Source organism: Methanosarcina spelaei, from assembly GCF_002287235.1.
Taxonomy (GTDB): Archaea; Halobacteriota; Methanosarcinia; order Methanosarcinales; family Methanosarcinaceae; genus Methanosarcina; species Methanosarcina spelaei.
In genome coordinates, this window is record NZ_LMVP01000124.1 from 26602 (window position 1) to 43541 (window position 16940).

The following is a 16940-nucleotide window of genomic DNA, read 5'->3' on the forward strand; positions in this document are numbered from 1 at the left end:
GAGTCACAAATAACACTGGTAGAGAGTCACAAAAAAATATGGGTAAAGGCAAAGCTATCTTATTATTTTGAAACTACTCTGATCATTTCTGACAATTTGGCATTAGTTGGAATAGCATCAGTTGAAACGTCATCAGTTGAAACGTCATCAGTTGCAACGGACATTTTGTAGATTTGGATTCAGTTTCGTTGCATCCTTTTATTTCAGCAAAGTACTGGGATTTATAAATCCACTCCTGAGCATATGGTCTGTAAGCACAAGAGCAACCATAGCTTCGGCAACCGGAACCATGCGCGGAGGAATCGTGGGATCATGCCTTCCTTTAATTGCTATTTCAGTGTTTTCCAGGGTTTTAAGGTCGACGGTCTGCTGAAGTTTTCCTATGGATGGGGTTGGCTTTACTGCTGCCCTGCAGACAATGTCCAGGCCGGTTGAAATTCCTCCTAAAATCCCGCCTGCGTTATTACTCAAAGTGGTTATTTTTCCATCCTCGATCCGGAAAGGATCGTTCATTTCACTTCCGCGCAGGCGAGCAGCTTCAAATCCGGCTCCTATTTCAAAACCTTTAACGGCAGGAATACTCATCAGGGCTTTTGCAAGGTCTGCATCCAGTCGGTCAAAGACAGGCTCTCCAAGGCCGGCAGGTACACCTTTTATAATAAGCTCGACAATGCCTCCGATACTGTCCCCTTCCTGGCGAAGGGCCGAAACTTTCTCAAGCATTTTTCCGGCAGCATCAAGATCAGCACAGCGCACTGGGGTCTTTTCTACGTTTTCAAGAATCTCTTCAAAGGAGAGGGGCTTTGCACGGATGGCTCCAAGTTCAAGCACATGCCCTACAATTCGGATTCCGAACCTGGAAAGCAGGAGTTTTGCAAGAGCTCCGCCCGCGACCCTGCCTATTGTTTCCCTGGCTGAAGATCTGCCTCCACCACGGTGGTCCCTCATTCCGTAACGGGCCATATACGTAAAATCAGCATGTCCGGGCCTGGGAGTGTCTTTAATAGCGTCATAAGCCGAAGACTTGGCATCCGAGTTCCAGACAAGCATAGAAACAGGAGTGCCTGTACTCATTCCTTCAAAAATTCCTGAAAGAATTTCAACCCTATCGGCCTCGTGTCTCGGAGTTGAAACCTCACTCTGTCCCGGACGCCTCCTGTCCAGTTCTTTCTGAATATCAACTTCGGAGAAAGGAAGTCCTGCAGGCAGTCCATCTACCACAACACCTACAGCCCTGCCGTGGGATTCACCCCAGGTCGTAATTCGAAACATCTGCCCGAAAACGTTTCCAGCCATGCATCTTAACTGGTTTTTTTGCTATTTGATCCTTGGGGTCGCTGGAGGGAGGGTTCAAGATGTACAACCACTTCAGAGACATCTTTGTATTCACCCTTCAGCTTTTTGCTGACTTTATGAGCGACAAGGTGTGCATCCTCAAGTGGCATATCCGACTGGACAAGAAGGTGCATATCAACCTTGATATCTCCCATGCTACCACGAGTTCGGATTTTATGGCATCCCTTTACTCCTTCGACTCCCATGACCAGGTCACAAATTTCTTTCTCTTCAATTCTGGACATATCCAGAAGGGCCCTTGAACCTTCTTTAATAATCCTGTACCCGGCTCTGAAAATGATAAAAGCAATTACTACAGCTATTAAAGGGTCCATGGAGGAGAAACCGAGCTTGACAGCCGCCAGACTTACTATAACCGAGAGGGAGACATAAATGTCACTCTTTGTGTGCATGGAGTCTGCTATAAGCACCTGGCTTCTGAGAAGTTCACCCTGCTTATATTCGTATTGTGTTACCAGATAGTTAATACACATCGTTCCGAGAATTATGAGAAAACTTATAGCTGTGACTTCTGGCACGCTTGGGGTAAAGAAACGATTAAGAGCGTTCAGGAATATCTCAATCCCTACAAAGATCAAAAGTAAAGCAATAAAAATGGAGGCTACGGTTTCATATTTTCGGTGTCCATAAGGATGTCCGAGATCCGGCGGACGGGCTCCGATGAAACTCCCAGCCAATCCTATAATATTGGAAACTCCATCAAAAAGAGAGTGGTAGCCGTCTGCAGTCATGCTCAGTGTACTGGTCAAGGTTCCGTAAATTATTTTGGCAAACGCAACTGCAAGGTTCAGAAATAGTACATAGATGAGAACTTGCTGTACTTTTTTGAACTTCTGTAACATACATCTGACTCCCTACATCGAATGTGCGAAGCCGGAAAACAGGCTGCGGATAATAAACAATTAAGAAAATTAATCCTGAAAAAATTAATTTGGTTGAAGACTATCAAGAAGCTATCAATGATATACTGATTTATTTTTATATAAAATTCTGCCTTTTAAAAAAAGGGTAAAAATAAGGGTAAGAAAAAAAGCAATGTGAAAAAGCAATGTGAAAAAGTAAGATGAATAAAAGCGGAAGAAATAGATTTTTTATTCCAAACTTGTCCATTTCATATAAGCTTCCACTATTTCCTGCCCTTCCAGAAATACCAGTCCGTGTTCTTTACCATACTCTTTTGAGTCTTCTTTAGAGAGAGCTTTTCCATTACTATCATCAAGCATTTCGCAGACTACCATTGCAGGAGTAATGCCTGCCATGCGGGCAAGAGCAACTGAAAGTTCGGTCTGGCCTTTGCGGTCATCCAGAAGCCCATCTGCAGCCCTTAGCAGTGCAACGTGCCCAGGGGTTCTAAATTCGTCCCCAAAATGAATTTCATCCCCTGAAAGCTTTTTTTCCGTAATTTCTCCTATCTTCCGGATAGTAAGGGCTCTTTCGTTATCAGGAATGCCGGTTCGGGTCTCCCTGTGATTGACCCAGAGAGAAAAGGACGAATGAGAATCATATTTAAGGTCGCCTTCTTTTTCTACAATTTCCCCGAGCACATCACTGGTTTTACCGGCTTCCCTGACAAGTTCAGCCATAAAAGGCAGCCTGAGCTGTTTTGATGCTACAGGATCTACAGCCACACATATAAGGCCGCCTGCATCTTTTCGCATCCATTTCACGTCTTTGAAAGTAACCGCTTTAGCAGGAATTACAAGATCAGTTTCTCCTTCCCTTGAGTCCGAATCGTAAATCTGGATCATTTTTCCGGCTCTCAGGGCTTCCAGCGCCCTGTTGATATTTTCATTTCTGTACGTAAGACATTCGTAAACCGTACTTCCGCTCATTTCTGGTTCTCCATTCCCTGTTTTTTTAACTGCACCACAACTCTGTCCCCATCGTTCAATCCCAGGGCGTCTCTTAACTTTACAGGTGCAATAATCTCAATCAAATCCGATGGGTAGTGTGTTCTTTCTGGAGCGACTACAGCAGCCTCTATACCACCAATGACAACTGGATAACATTTCCCGCCTCCGAATGTACGTTCTCCGTCATTGAAACCTTCTACCCGGACAGCCGGCATTTCACGTAAGAGATTTCTAAGAGGTGAACTGCTTTCAGAAAGCTGTACGTTCAGAGTCCCAGGGAAAGGTACAAAATGCAATTTTTCTTCAAATTGCTTCCGGTATCCGGGTATATTTACATAGTACTGACCTTCGCCGAGTCCCTTGAGCACCTTTCCTTCAAGTTCGAGAATCTCGCATTCCGGAGAAAAGATCCTGCTATAATCGACGTACTCATTCTTAAGAACTTCAATCCCTTTTTCTGTCATTGTTATCAACTGGCCACCGGGAACGATCTTCCTTTCAATCAGCCCTTCTTCTTCCAGCTGTTTGAGCTTTCTTGCTGCGGTTTTGGAGCTCGCTCCTGTATGCTTTTGAAACTCGCTCGATGAGACCTTGATGGTTTTATTTACTGCTCCTATAAGTGCGAGTTTTTTAAGGTATTCAATGTCAGGCACTGTCGGCCCCCATCTTAATTTTGAGATGCATCTCAATTATGAGATGTTATACAATGCATTCCGTTATAATAAAACTTTTGATAGCAAAGTCCACCTGATGCCTTTTAAGGAAATTTTTTAGTATCTTCTGGGATTGCTAAAATTTGACATCAATTTTACTGGCAGCTGGCAACAATAAATCAAAAACTCGGAAAATACTATGTCCCGAAAGTTATCTAAACTCAAATTAACTTCTTATCATTTTTAACACAAAAACCAAGTTCATTGTTTTTATTGATGCATAGGTTTTTGCATTTTACCTGGTCTAGCTGAAGGTTTTGAACTCAGTTTTTTTAACTTCATGCCTCTGTTAGTCATTTCAGTTTCTACATCTTCAAGCAAGGTCCTGAGATCAATCACAACTTCGAGTAAATGAGAATCAGAAGTATTTACAAGCCCTTCGTCAACTGCATGCCTTATTCTTTCTAGCATCTTTATTCTTAAATAGTTGAGAGTGTTGGGATCTAGAGGTCTAGAATGTTCAGACTTGTTATCTACCATTCTTTTTAACTCCTCATGTTTTTAAGTAATTATAGGGCACAATATACAGAAATGTATAAAAAGAATTGTAAGAAGAATCTATAGAGATAGTTTTGAGATAGTTTTTTGTACTCTCTTAAAGTCTTTTTTGTCTGAGAATTCGAGATTTCACATATATAATCTTAACCATATCAGGTTTAAGCAGTTCAAAATTGCACCATTCTTCTTCCATGGTCAGCACATCTATATATAGCCTGGCAATATGTCGGTAGATGTAAAGTCTTCGAGAACTTAATCTATTTTTAGCCAGCTGCGTACTTATAATATGTTGATTTCCCGAAGACTATACAGAACCTTATCGTAATCTCAAATCGGGTTTCTACAGAGAATAACTTGAATTTTTATCAGAGTAATTTCTTTCCTGCATCCGGGCCGGGAGCACACTGGAAGACATCGGTAATCTTGACTTCGATGAGAGTTTTTGCAGGAAGCCCGGGTTTTGCTGTATGCACAATTTCTTTCATTTTTTCAAATTTTTCCCCAGAGTCAATAATATCAGCTTTACCTTTTATCTGGAAACAGCCGCCTGTATCAGGGCCCCAAACGTAAACTGCAATATTTGGATTCTCTTTTAGGTTTTCCAGGGACTTAAGCATAAAATTGTCTGCAATCCAGATTGTCTCATCATCCACAAGCTGGCAGAACCCTATAGGCACTACGTTAGGAACTCCTTCTTTTGAGGCCGTAGCTACGGGAAAAATCTTTACCTTCGAAAATGCAGTTTTCATCTTTTCATCTAATTTTACCATAGTATCACACCCAAGATAATTGTAGTATATATTAATATAGTTAAGCGTCATAATTCTGTATCTGACTTTTGTTTGTGTATTTTAATGACCTTTCAATCTATAAAATATAAAAAATTTCTAAAGCCTTGAGCTAATATACAATATCTTTCTCAGGGAGGTTAATACTAATGGTTTTAGAAACTTTTTACTATTCTCTGGTTTCCAGTTCCATTTTCAAATCATGCAAAAAAATAAAATTTTAAGAACAATAAGGGCTAATCCCCGTCAGTTTAATGGTGGGAAACAGTCCGTCAACCTCAACAAAACACCAAATCTAATTTTTTAGATTTCCTAGGTTAAAGCAATTTATTCAGGTGCATGCACAATAACGGTAAGTTCTCGTCCTTCGAACTCTTTAATTGATTACACCAATATAGTCCGAATTGGATAGTTCATAAACAAAAAAGACTATATTTATTATTTCTTAACTTAAATAAGGCTTTTATGTATTAAAATCGAATATTACTTTATTTTATATTTATTTTTGAATATGAGTTAAGGCATAATACTCAAATAAATAATTTATGGCCAAATCATCAAACTATAAAAATATTATAAAGTAATCCAGACTCAAAATCCGCTTGAAAATTGCATTGTTAGAGAGAGTGGACATAAAACTTATAAGAAGTTAAGAAAGAGGAGTTTATGGAGTTCAAATGTGCTTTCCCGGTTCATACGAACTCCATACTTGCTTTGGAAGGTTTATATGGCAATGCGAAAACTTCTCTTCATATTATCAGTTATTTTGATTTTTTTTTGTTCTATAGGTACTGTTTTTGGAATAAATCCAACTGATAATATATCAGTCCAGTCGGGTGATTATTTGAATTCAGAAATGAGTAATGTAAATTTTGACTATTATCACGAATTTTTTGGCTTGAACTCGTACGGAAATACCGTAATTGCCAGATATGGCAAACTTCCTGTACTGGAAACTATGGAACAAAAGAAAAGCTGGAACTCTACTCTTGAAAAACTTAGCAATAAAATAAAAGATACTATTGCCTCTAAATACATGTATCCTCATGGGCAAGTAGTAACATGTGGGGTTAACGATAAGGGATACTTTGTAATTTTATTCAAATATGGTAATGTTGATAAATCGTTGATGAATGAGATATATGCTTTGATAGACAATTCCGCAAGAGGAATGGGCATACTTGGCATTCCAGTAGAATTTGGATATGGTACTTATATTAAGGCGGATATTCCACTAAGTACAGATGTAAAGAATCTTTCTGAATCAGAAAACCACTTTATCGAAGAATATATGAAACAAAAGCATGAACCTGTATATAAAGGTGGAGATATTGCAAATTATGGAACTATCCCTCTGTTTAAAGATGAGAATGAGTACAATGTATGGGCGAATAAATTGGATTTGATTTATAAGCGCGTTGGTGAAAAAATAGATGCATATATGGATAAAGGTCAGCTTAGATCATTTGGATTAGAGTTAACTAGGCTGCAAGTTGGGATTCCCGAAAATATATCAAGTGAAGAAAAGATGACTATTTCTAAAGAAATTTATCCGATAATTGATGAAGAGGCAAGAAAATTAAATTTGACTGATTTCCCTGTTGCTTTTCAAAGTGTGGGAAACTATACTGATGTAATAGCGAATTCAAATGGAAATTTAACCACTAACTCAAATGGAAATTTAACCACTAACTCAAACGGAAATTTAACCACTAACTCAAATGGAAATTTAACCACGAACTCAAATGGAAATAAATCGAGTGATAAGAAAGTTACTCCAGGTTTTGGATTATTAGGAAACTTTATCTGCCTGTATGGTGGATGGAAGTTCAGGAAGAAGTAATACAGGGTTCTTTGTTACAGAAGAAAAAGCTCTGGCAAAAGTACAGCGTAAAATCTCAAAACTTGTAAAAGGAACACCTGAAAGAGCAAAGGCTTTGAAAGCTATTCAGCGCGTTCATGAAAAAATCGCAAACAAAAGAGAGGATTTTGTACAAAAAATGAGTCTTGGCCTGATCAGAACTTATGATTTGATCACTTTTGAAGATCTTAATGTCAAAGGAGTGACAAAAAAATCACTGCCTCGCAAAACATATTGCAGATACAGCATGGAGTAAATTGACAGCTATCACGTCTTACAAGGCAGAATATGCTGGTAAACGTGTAGAGCTTGTCAATCCATGTAACACATCACACATGTGCTCAGGCTGTGATCAAAAGTTAAAAAAGACCTATTGGAGAGAATACACAGCTGTCCTTACTGTGGTCTTACTCTTGATAGAGATCATAATGCCGCTATTAATACTCTCAGACTGGGATTACGGTCTGTAGCGAAAGCTTAGATGTCCGCAACTTCAGTCGTGGGAGTAATCACTTTTATTAAACAAAATCTTTCTAATCGAAAAAGGAAACAAAATAATCAATATATCAGTTTGAAATGATATTCAAAGGCAATGTATTAGTTCCTGTTTTTGTATTGATGAAAATTCGGATAGATCGCTGTTTCTTAAATAAGGAGAAGAGTTTAATAAACTCGGATGAAGTTCTATCATGCTTTTTATCATTCTTTTAAAATTCAAAAAGAACCAGAAAATATTAAAAAATTTATCTCCAGGGAAAATGTCGCCGGAGAAGTTAAGTATTTAGTATCTTGAATCCATCTATTGATTATACCATGACAAGAGAAATTGAAGTTGAGTGCCCCTCATGCTCTCCTGACGAAGAGGTAGGGCATGAGGTTTTGAAAGAGGGCCAGAGTCCGCTTGTTCGCTGTCTGGAATGCGGGCAGGTTCATGCAGTAAAGCTTAAAACCCCTAAATCCGTTAGTTTGAAAGTGATAATCAGCAAAATGGATGTCACAAATACCTACAAGACTGAACTTGACTCAGAGACTATCCTTCAAGTAGACGATGAGCTGGTTATAGACGATGAAGAAACAGGAGTAGTTATACCTATCCTGATTACTGCTCTTGATGCAGGAGGAAAACGGGTTCAGGTTGCCCGGGCAGAAGATACCGAGACAGTCTGGGGTAGGGCCATTGATGAAGTAACTGTAAAATTTTCCGCACAGGCAGGAACTGAAAAAACCGAGGTTCTTGAAAAACGTGTGTCTGGCGATTATGAATTTGTTGTAGGAGCAGAAGAAAGAGTGGGAAATAAAAGTCTTTTCATTAGTAAAATCAAGGTAAGGGATGGGGCATTCCGATCCAGAAAAGGCGATGTTGTGCTTGCAAAATATGTGAAAAGAATTTTTGCGAGAAAGAAATGGGAAGGTTCGGGTCAGCGTGATTTCCGAAGAGGGCCGTGGTAAAGGAAAAGATAAAAGAGAAAAAGAAGAGGAAGAAAAACTCGAAGCAATGCGTAGGCGCCTTGTAGACGATCTTGAGGCTTACCTGCTGCTGAAAGATAACGTCCGTGAGGCTATACTCCATGTTCCAAGGCATAAGTTTGTTCCGGAATATGAGCAAAAAGCAGCTTACATGGACAGACCCCTTGATATCGGTCACGGGCAAACAATCTCTGCCCCACATATGGTTGCAATGATGTGTGAACTCCTTGAACTCTCAGAAGGGCATAAAGTCCTTGAAATAGGGGCAGGCTCAGGATATAATGCTGCAGTGATGGGAGAGCTCGTAGGAAAAAGTGGGCACGTGTACACGGTTGAACGTATAGAAGCCCTTGCGAATTTTGCAAGGGAGAACCTGAGAAAGACAGGATATCAGAATGTTACAGTGCTACTTGAGGACGGTTCAATGGGTTATTCTTAGTATGCCCCTTATGACAGGATAGCTGTGACATGTGCAGCTCCTTATATTCCTGAACCTTTGCTGGAACAGTTGAAGCCTGGAGGCATAATGCTTATTCCTGTGGGGGATTATTCTCAAGAACTTTATAAAATTAAAAAAGACAGCAAAGGACATATATATAAAAAGAGAAAAGGTGGGGTCGTTTTTGTACCCCTGATTGGTAAACATGGCTTCCGAAAAAGCCTTGAATGCTAAAAACTCTGGTAAGAATAAGTCTACCCTTAACTTATGATAAGTCTACCCTTAACTTATGATAAGTCTACCCTTAACTTATGATAAGTCTACCCTTAACTTATGATAAGTCTACCCTTAACTTATGATAAGTCTACCCTTAACTTATGATAAGTCTACTCTGAACTCCTCTAATTATTTCCTTGAGGCAAAAACCGGGCTGAAAGTTTTGATAAAAGAAGCCAATTCCGATCTTCAAGTAGTGTTTTTAATATAATTTAAAAAATTAAATTAAGTATTAATAAGTTTAAAATCATCTAATAAATATGGACATCGACAGTTATGAGGATTTTGAGGAAATTCGAGTCAAGGATGTCTATATAGTCGATGTTTTTACAGACCCGACTCCTATAGTGCTTCTTGAAGATTTGCAGGGAAATATGCTACCTATATACATCGGGCATCTCGAAGCTCTCTCAATAGGAAACGTAATTAAAAAGGTTTCTCCGCCCAGACCTCTGGCTCATGATCTTATGCTCAATATTTTCGATAGGCTCGATATAAAAATCGAGGGAGCCTTGATTGATGAAAAAGTGGATAAAATCTATTATGCCAGGCTCCTGATAAGAAAGGATAACAGTATCATGCAGTTTGACGCAAGGCCAAGCGATTGCATTGCCCTTGCCTTGCGTGTTGGAGCCCCAATAAGAGTCAGAAAAAATGTGCTTGAAAGTTCCGAAGTCGAGATGTCAAGGCTTGAAGGCGCCCGGGTGATGAACATTTTCGGCTAGATTGGAACATGCAGATTTCATGTGTAGATTCCTTTCATTTACCGTCACTTATTTTCACTTATCTTCTCTTAATCCTGCTTTTAAGGCTGTAAAATCAGTTTTGGAAAAAATCGGTTTTGGAATTATGTTTAGTGATTTTTAGGCATTTCCCTTTCCTTTGAAAAGATTTAAGTTTAAATATTCTTTAGAGCTTATTATCTACACCTATCATTGATCTATAAGCTTCTGTCGGGTGCGGAAGGACTATTTTTGATAGAGACTATTGTCTAATACTGCCATTGATCCAGTACTGCCGTTAATCCAGGAATGGAACTAAGACTGGTATTGGCTTAATTTCAACAAGCTTTTAATAAAAGTTTAATTTATTATCCCATAGATGCTCACCAAAAGAATTATACCATGCCTTGATGTGACCCTTGACAGAGCAGGTGGCTGTGTTGTTAAAGGGGTTGAGTTCGTGGACCTGAAAGAGGCCGGAGACCCTGTGGAACTCGCCAAGCGCTACAATGAAGAGGGTGCAGACGAACTTGTTTTTCTTGACATTACAGCTTCGGCTCATGGCAGGAAAACTATGATCGATGTGATCGAAAGGACTGCAGACGAGGTTTTCATTCCTCTTACGATTGGAGGAGGAATAAACTCCGTTGATGCAATTCGCCAGATTCTTCGGGCTGGGGCAGATAAGGTCTCAGTTAACACCTCTGCGGTCAAGAATCCTGACTTCATCAAAGAGTCTTCAGATATATTCGGAGCCCAGTGTATTGTCACTGCTATTGACTGCAAGCGAAACACTGACATAAAGAACAATCCCGATAAAACTATTCTGGAGCTCGAGGACGGAACATCTGCCTGGTATGAAGTTGTAATTTACGGAGGCCGGGAAGCTACGGGAATCGATGCCGTGCAGTGGGCAAGAAGAGCAGAAGAGCTTGGCTCCGGAGAAATCCTGCTCACAAGCATGGATCGGGACGGAACATGTGCCGGTTATGATCTGCCAATCACGAAAAAGCTCTCAGAAGAGCTCGATATTCCGATTATAGCCTCAGGAGGTGTAGGAACCCCTCAGCACATCTATGAGGGCTTCTCAATTGGAAAAGCCGATGCTGCCCTTGCAGCAAGTATTTTCCACTTCAGGGAATACTCGATTAAAGAAGTTAAAGAATATCTGAGGGAAAAGGAAATTCCTGTAAGGCTCTAAATTGAAAAAAACAGAAACAGATAGGAGTGGGGAAGAGTAATGGAAATCTCAGAATTTCAGAGACTGATGTCCGATCTGTATGCGCATAATGACAGAAAGAGGGGAGGAAAGGCTACCATGCTCTGGCTGATTGAGGAAATTGGAGAACTTGCCGAAGCCATTCGCAGGAAAGAATCCGAAAATATAGAAGAGGAACTTGCAGACTGTTTCGCATGGATAGGAGCACTTGCCAATCTTTACGGCGTGAACCTTGAAGAAGCCTTCCTCAAGAAGTATCCTGGCATGTGCCCTACATGCAAACAGAAGCCCTGTATATGTACGGATTGAGTACGGTAAACGTATCTTGTTTGAAGAGCCTGATTTTTCAGAAGGCTTATTTTTAGAGGACTAGTTCTTAAAGGACTAATCCTTAGAGGAATTGCTTTTAGAAGGCTTATTTTCCGAAGGCTTATTTTCAGAATTCGGTCTCCATATCTTGGTTGCCCTGGCTTTTGTTCTTTCGGAAGTTTTTTTCATATTATCTTTCATATATTTTGAGATACTTTTTTATTTCTTAGAGGCAATTTCTTATGTGGAATTCTTATATGGATTCTCCATTATCAGGGGATATATATGTCAGAAGCCGACACCATGGAACTTCTTGAGGGTTTGCAGTTGAAGATTCTTAACAACACTGATGAGGATCTTGTGCTCCAAGCTGAGAAAATTGATAAAGGGAAATTTAAAAAAGGTCACCAGGCTCCAGCTAAAATTGAATCTTATGAGGAAAAGAGCTTTGAGCTCATTGCATGCGAAGGGAGCTGTGAAGGTGGAGCGGACATTGAAGGCTGGGTTAAGTACGGGCTGGGGTGTACGGAAGGGTACTGTAAAATACACTTCAGATACGTGGGAAAAACAGATAAACTCAGCTACTCGTGTGAATGCCACATGCACGATGGAAAAATGCTCTGCGAAGCTTCAAAAGATGAGAAAGCCGGGAGAACTGTGAGCTGCATAATAGGGCCAAAAGCCTAATACTGAAACATAATCCGACCTGTCCGGCAAGAATCACTCAGTCTGGGCTTCGTTCTTATCTATTTTTACCTATTTTTAATTTTAATTTCTTTTATAAACTTTAACTATTGGCCTTGTATACAAAAAAGGTATGCCAAAGTTTAATTAAGGGCAGGCTCTCTAATCCTTTCGATGAAGCCTGAAAAACCGGAACTGCTTGCCCCGGCAGGAGGCATGGAAGCTTTTATTGCAGCCGTAGAAAATGGGGCGGATGCCGTGTACCTCGGAGCTCGGGCTTTCAGTGCTCGGGGGTATGCCTCTAACTTTTCAGAGAAAGAGCTTGAAGAAGCCATTGATTATGCTCATCTGAGAGGCGTGAAAGTATACGTAACTGTTAACACGCTACTTAAGGAAGACGAAATAGAAAACGCTCTCAAACTGCTTTCCTGGCTAAGAAGCATCGGGACCGATGCAATCATAATTCAAGATATGGGGCTTATATCGCTTGCAAGAAAATATCTGCCTGACCTCCCACTGCATGCGAGTACCCAAATGACTTTGCATAATAGCGAAGGAGTTGAACTCGCAAAAACAATGGGAATAGAGAGGGTAGTTCTCTCAAGGGAGTGTTCGCTTGAAGAGATAATAAGAATTAAAGAAAAAACAGGGACTGAAATTGAGGTTTTCATACATGGGGCTCTCTGTATTTCATATTCAGGTCAGTGCCTTCTAAGCAGCCTTATAGGGGGAAGAAGTGGAAACCGGGGATTCTGTGCCCAGCCGTGTCGTAAAAAATACAGACTGTACTGCGAAGGAAAGCAAATAAAAACAACCGGAAACTATCTCTTAAGCCCGAAAGACCTTAATACGACTTCAGGACTGGGAGCTCTTATAGAAGCCGGGATTGAATCTTTCAAAATCGAAGGGCGGATGAAAAGACCGGAATATGTTGCAGGTGTCGTCAGGATTTACCGCCGCCTTATTGACAGGTATATTGAAAATCCCGCAGACTATTACGTTTCCGAAGAAGAGCAGGAAATACTTACTCAGCTCTTTAACAGGGGTTTTACTAATGGTTACTTTTTTGAAAATCCACGCTGGAGGCTCATGAGCAGGGAAAACCCCCACAACCGTGGAGTTCCGGCAGGTACGGTTATAGGGTATGACAGGCATTCAAATCGTATCCGGGTAAAACTTTCCCAACCTCTTCGTCTCGGAGATGGGATAATGGTTGAAAATGCAGAGACCAGGCCCGAAGATAAAGGAAAAATCATATCCTCAATGTATGTCGGAAAGGGTTCAGTATATAGTGCAGGAGTGGGGGATACGGTAGAAATTCCTTTTGATTCAAGAGCTCCCTCAGGAAGCACGGTATACAGGACGCATGACAAAAAACTTATGGATTCCCTCAAAAAGGAAAGCGAATCAGGAAGCCTGAGGGCTAAAATCCCTGTGTCTATTACGACAACCGTTATATCTGGAAGATCTATCGGGCTTGAGATAAGAGACAGGGATGCAAACTCAATAACAATTGAGTCCGAATATCTGGTTGAAAAAGCCGAAAAGCAGCCAACTTCAAAAGCCAGCATCGAAAAACAACTTTCAAAATTAGGAAACACTATTTTTGAGGCTGCTGAATTTCATATCACGATGGAAGAAGATGTTTTTGTTCCTGTGGGGCAGTTGAACGAGCTAAGGACAAAAGCAGTGGAGCAGCTTGAAAACCTGCGGATTTCCAGGTGGAAACGTAAACCTCTTGATATTCTACAGGTCTGCGAATCTGGGGAAAATGAATCCTTAGAAAATGGATCAGTGGAAAATGAATCCTTAGAAAATGGATCAGTGGAAAATGAATCCTTAGAAAATGGATCAGTGGAAAATGAATCCTTAGAAAATGGATCAGTGGAAAATGAATCCTTAGAAAATGGATCAGTAGAAAATGGATCAGTAGAAAATGGATCAGTAGAAAATGGATCAGTAGATAAGGAATCCTTAGAAAAGAGATCAATAGATAAGGAATCCTTAGAAAAGAGATCAATAGATAAGGAATCATTAGAAAAGAGATCAGTAGATAAGGAATCATTAGAAAATGCAGGCCAAGAAGCCGAAAAAACTATTCAAGAGCATCTTCCTATACATTCCTTGCTCTCGGTTTCCGTTTATTCCCTTGAAGGGCTTAAAGGGGCGCTTGAAGGCGGAGCCGATAGGGTTTATTTCGGCGAGGGACTTTTCAGAAGGCCGGAAATAACAGGGCAAGAAGAAGGTTCGACAAAGAGATCTGAAGCAATTTTTGAGAAAGCTATTGCGGAGACTCAAAAGGCAGGCAAGGAAATCTATTTGATTACTCCAAAGCTTGTAAAAGACTCCAGAATGAAGTCCGTAGAAAAAATCTTCTCTCACGTAAGGAAACTGGGGGCTGATGGGGTCCTTGTTTCAAATCTGGGGACTCTTGGTCTCGCAAAAGTCGGGAAAATTACTTTTATTGCGGACAGTCCTCTGAATATCTTTAACAGCCGTACTTTTGCCTTTCTATTGCAGGAAGGGGCTCAAATGGCTGTAATTTCTCCGGAACTGACCCTTGAGGAATTAAAATGTGTTACATCTCATGGGCCTGCAGAGTGTATTGTTTACGGCAGGCTTGAACTGATGGAATCAGAACACTGCCTTACAGGCGGGCTTCTCGGGAACAACAATGGGCAATGTAATGCCCCATGCAGGTCAGGAAAGTTTACACTGGTAGATGAGAAAAACTATGAGTTTCCCCTGCTCATGGATTATGAATGCAGGATGCATCTTCTTAACTCAAGATCACTCTGCATGCTTGAGTATCTTCCTGATATTCTCGAAAGCGGAGTTTCAAGTCTCAGAGTTGAAACTCTGGGAATGGATAACCCGGATGAGATCCGAAAAGTGACCCGAGCTTACAGAAAAGCAATTGATACTTATCTTGAAACCGGGAAAAAGGGACCGGAAAATTGCGAGAAGCTTGGAAAGGGCTTTACGACCGGACATTATTTCAGGGGTGTACAGTAAAAGCCGGAATTGTGGAAAAACAGGCTGAAAGGTGAATGAAATATGGAAAAACTGGAAAAATCGAAGGTTTCGGAAAAAAGAAGCCCCAAAATCTTCTTGTCTGGCTCTATCCGTGGGGGAAGGCAACTGCTTGAAACATACAGGTTTATGTTTGACACTCTCGAAGAGGCAGGGGCTGAAGTGCTAAGCTTGCACGTTGCAGATCCTGAGCTGGAAAAGACCGAAATGAAAATGACAGAAGAAGAAATCTATACCAGGGATATGGGTTTGCTTGTAAAAAGCGATGCCCTGATTGCAGAAGTAACAGTGCCGTCCATAGGTGTGGGTTATGAAATCTGCAGAGCCCTTGTACTGGGAATTCCCGTGCTATGTGTTTACAGCCCTGATAAAGCAGTCTCGGCAATGGTACTGGGAAATCCAGACCATTTACTTAAGGCAAGAGCTTATCCGGACAAAACCTCACTTAATAAAATTATTACTAAATTTATTCGGTCTCTTTGAGAATAAAAGCCTTATGTTATCCTTCTTTTCGAAAGAAACGCCATTGGATATCCTGCCAAACCCTGATTGTAATCTTTATGGCTTATAACTGTATTATAAAACTCAATGATAATTATAAATAAGTTGAGCCCCTAAGTAGGATTATGGTAGTTGAAATTATAGAAATTTTAGTACTGATTTTGGCAATCGTAGTGGCCTTTGTCCTGTATAAGGTCCTGAAGACCGCAACCAGCCTTGCAATAAATGCAGTACTTGGGGTCTTAGTCCTTACGGCGGCAAAACTTTTGTTTGGACTTGAAATAGCAATTACCTGGGTAGCAGTTCTTATCTGCGCAATAGGGGGCGTTATAGGGGCGCTTGTTATAATTGTGCTGAATTATCTAAAAGTAGCTTTCGTATAAATAAATAGGTAAAAAATTAAAGGAAATTAAAGGTACAAGAAAACTTTTGATAAAACCTTTTAAATTCTTTTTGATAAACTTCTTCTAAGTAGTTTTTGATAAACTTTTTTCTAAGTAATTTGTAACTATTCAGGGTATAGTTAGCGGCGCTCCTTTGAGCGCCGCGAGAATACCCTCTAAAACAGGTAAACCATTCTTTCTTATTGTGGAAATATATGCTCTAATTCTGCAGAAAGCTTCCGCTCCTCGTGCAGTTCTGAAAGTTCCTGATATTTTCTGCTGTAGCTTCATCATCCTGACATCTCTTTCTGCTTGATTATTCTCAAACGGAACTTTCAAGTCTGTCAGGAATCTCAGAATCTTGTCTTTATGTTCTATAAACCTATCAAGCAGATTCCTTGCTTTGGTTTTTGGATTCTTACCACGTTTTCCTCGTTTTTCAGGATTTAAAGAAGGTGGATTTTCTTCAATTCCTTTCGCGACTACAGCATTGAACCTTTTTTCTAATGCCTTAACTTGTTCAAAATCTAGATTTTTGACCTGCTCTTTACACTCATCAGCATACTTTTTCATTTCAGACAACAGCTCATTCATATCTTTAGCCCATTGCTGTTTATAATTCTCTTCAATTCCAGTAAGTTCTCTCTGGAGATGAACATTGCAAAGAGCATGATCACAATTATAACTGTTGTAAGGTTTCCATCCATCGTGAACTGCTACCCCTTTAAACTCTGGAAGAATTCCCATAGCATCAATAGCTTCGGATCCTCTTTTTGCATGAGTAAAATAACAGGTGTATTTGTCAGTAGAAGCTACATGAAGCCAATGTCTTTTTCCT

Annotated in this window: 18 protein-coding genes and 2 pseudogenes; 13 read left to right on the top strand and 7 right to left on the bottom strand. The window is 40.2% G+C overall.

All coding sequences use genetic code 11. The annotated features are described in order from the left end of the window. Positions 1-198 precede the first annotated feature (198 nt). From aroC to ASJ81_RS08215, 6 genes are all read right to left on the bottom strand, one after another. Positions 199-1296, bottom strand: a complete 1098-nt coding sequence (aroC, locus tag ASJ81_RS08190; RefSeq protein ID WP_095644049.1) for a chorismate synthase — start codon at positions 1294-1296, stop codon at positions 199-201. 5 nt (positions 1297-1301) lie between these two features. Further along, a complete protein-coding gene (locus tag ASJ81_RS08195) occupies positions 1302-2198 on the bottom strand; it encodes a cation diffusion facilitator family transporter (protein ID WP_095644050.1) in 897 nt (298 codons plus the stop codon). A 249-nt stretch (positions 2199-2447) separates the two neighbouring features. Next, complete coding sequence (gene ribB, locus ASJ81_RS08200) at positions 2448-3188, bottom strand: 3,4-dihydroxy-2-butanone-4-phosphate synthase (RefSeq protein WP_095644051.1); 741 nt, start codon at positions 3186-3188, stop codon at positions 2448-2450. After that, positions 3185-3862, bottom strand: coding sequence for a winged helix-turn-helix domain-containing protein/riboflavin kinase (locus ASJ81_RS08205; RefSeq protein ID WP_095644052.1), 678 nt, complete (start codon positions 3860-3862; stop codon positions 3185-3187). The genes ribB and ASJ81_RS08205 overlap by 4 nt, the downstream gene beginning before the upstream one ends. Positions 3863-4132: 270 nt before the next feature. Continuing rightward, the gene (locus ASJ81_RS08210) at positions 4133-4402 is read right to left on the bottom strand and encodes a hypothetical protein (protein WP_095644053.1); all 270 of its coding nucleotides are present in this window, start codon (positions 4400-4402) and stop codon (positions 4133-4135) included. A 383-nt stretch (positions 4403-4785) separates the two neighbouring features. Then, a complete protein-coding gene (locus ASJ81_RS08215) occupies positions 4786-5190 on the bottom strand; it encodes a pyridoxamine 5'-phosphate oxidase family protein (RefSeq protein WP_095644065.1) in 405 nt (134 codons plus the stop codon). Between the two features lie 745 nt (positions 5191-5935). Here ASJ81_RS08215 and ASJ81_RS08220 point away from each other — a divergent pair. The 13 genes and pseudogenes from ASJ81_RS08220 to ASJ81_RS08270 all read left to right on the top strand — a co-directional run bounded on the left by ASJ81_RS08220 (position 5936) and on the right by ASJ81_RS08270 (position 16102). Further along, on the top strand, positions 5936-7051 hold the full coding sequence (locus tag ASJ81_RS08220) for a hypothetical protein (protein WP_245859945.1): 1116 nt from the start codon (positions 5936-5938) through the stop codon (positions 7049-7051). Beyond that, positions 7023-7325 carry a transposase gene (locus tag ASJ81_RS23665; RefSeq protein ID WP_245859947.1) on the top strand — a complete coding sequence of 101 codons (303 nt, stop codon included), beginning with the start codon at positions 7023-7025 and terminating at the stop codon, positions 7323-7325. Before ASJ81_RS08220 ends, ASJ81_RS23665 begins: the two co-directional genes overlap by 29 nt. A 1-nt stretch (position 7326) precedes the next feature. Beyond that, a pseudogene (locus tag ASJ81_RS24180) lies at positions 7327-7377 on the top strand (hypothetical protein); the annotation flags it as partial. A gap of 65 nt (positions 7378-7442) precedes the next feature. After that, positions 7443-7550 carry a zinc ribbon domain-containing protein gene (locus ASJ81_RS24185; protein WP_275112543.1) on the top strand — a complete coding sequence of 36 codons (108 nt, stop codon included), beginning with the start codon at positions 7443-7445 and terminating at the stop codon, positions 7548-7550. A gap of 332 nt (positions 7551-7882) precedes the next feature. Next, positions 7883-8518 carry an HVO_0476 family zinc finger protein gene (locus ASJ81_RS08230; RefSeq protein ID WP_095644067.1) on the top strand — a complete coding sequence of 212 codons (636 nt, stop codon included), beginning with the start codon at positions 7883-7885 and terminating at the stop codon, positions 8516-8518. 46 nt (positions 8519-8564) lie between these two features. Then, positions 8565-9209, top strand: a pseudogene (locus tag ASJ81_RS08235) (protein-L-isoaspartate O-methyltransferase). 302 nt (positions 9210-9511) lie between these two features. Continuing rightward, entirely contained in the window at positions 9512-9976 is a 465-nt protein-coding gene (locus ASJ81_RS08240) for a bifunctional nuclease family protein (protein ID WP_048108050.1), read from the top strand. Between the two features lie 376 nt (positions 9977-10352). Next, positions 10353-11174: an imidazole glycerol phosphate synthase subunit HisF gene (gene hisF / locus ASJ81_RS08245; protein WP_095644054.1), complete on the top strand. Its 822-nt coding sequence runs from the start codon at positions 10353-10355 to the stop codon at positions 11172-11174. A 39-nt stretch (positions 11175-11213) separates the two neighbouring features. Beyond that, positions 11214-11501 (top strand): MazG nucleotide pyrophosphohydrolase domain-containing protein, encoded by a 288-nt coding sequence (locus tag ASJ81_RS08250; RefSeq protein ID WP_095644055.1) that lies wholly within the window; start codon positions 11214-11216, stop codon positions 11499-11501. A gap of 285 nt (positions 11502-11786) precedes the next feature. Beyond that, complete coding sequence (locus tag ASJ81_RS08255) at positions 11787-12188, top strand: hypothetical protein (RefSeq protein WP_095644056.1); 402 nt, start codon at positions 11787-11789, stop codon at positions 12186-12188. 171 nt (positions 12189-12359) lie between these two features. Beyond that, positions 12360-15200: a DUF3656 domain-containing U32 family peptidase gene (locus tag ASJ81_RS08260; RefSeq protein ID WP_095644057.1), complete on the top strand. Its 2841-nt coding sequence runs from the start codon at positions 12360-12362 to the stop codon at positions 15198-15200. Positions 15201-15242: 42 nt separating this feature from the next. Then, positions 15243-15701, top strand: coding sequence for a nucleoside 2-deoxyribosyltransferase (locus ASJ81_RS08265; RefSeq protein WP_095644058.1), 459 nt, complete (start codon positions 15243-15245; stop codon positions 15699-15701). 179 nt (positions 15702-15880) lie between these two features. Next, the gene (locus ASJ81_RS08270; protein WP_394339135.1) at positions 15881-16102 is read left to right on the top strand and encodes a pro-sigmaK processing inhibitor BofA family protein; all 222 of its coding nucleotides are present in this window, start codon (positions 15881-15883) and stop codon (positions 16100-16102) included. A 129-nt stretch (positions 16103-16231) separates the two neighbouring features. On the opposite strand, the gene tnpC is transcribed toward ASJ81_RS08270, so the two are convergent. Beyond that, positions 16232-16940: IS66 family transposase (gene tnpC / locus ASJ81_RS08275; RefSeq protein WP_141241575.1), on the bottom strand; the 709-nt coding region annotated here is incomplete at its 5' end.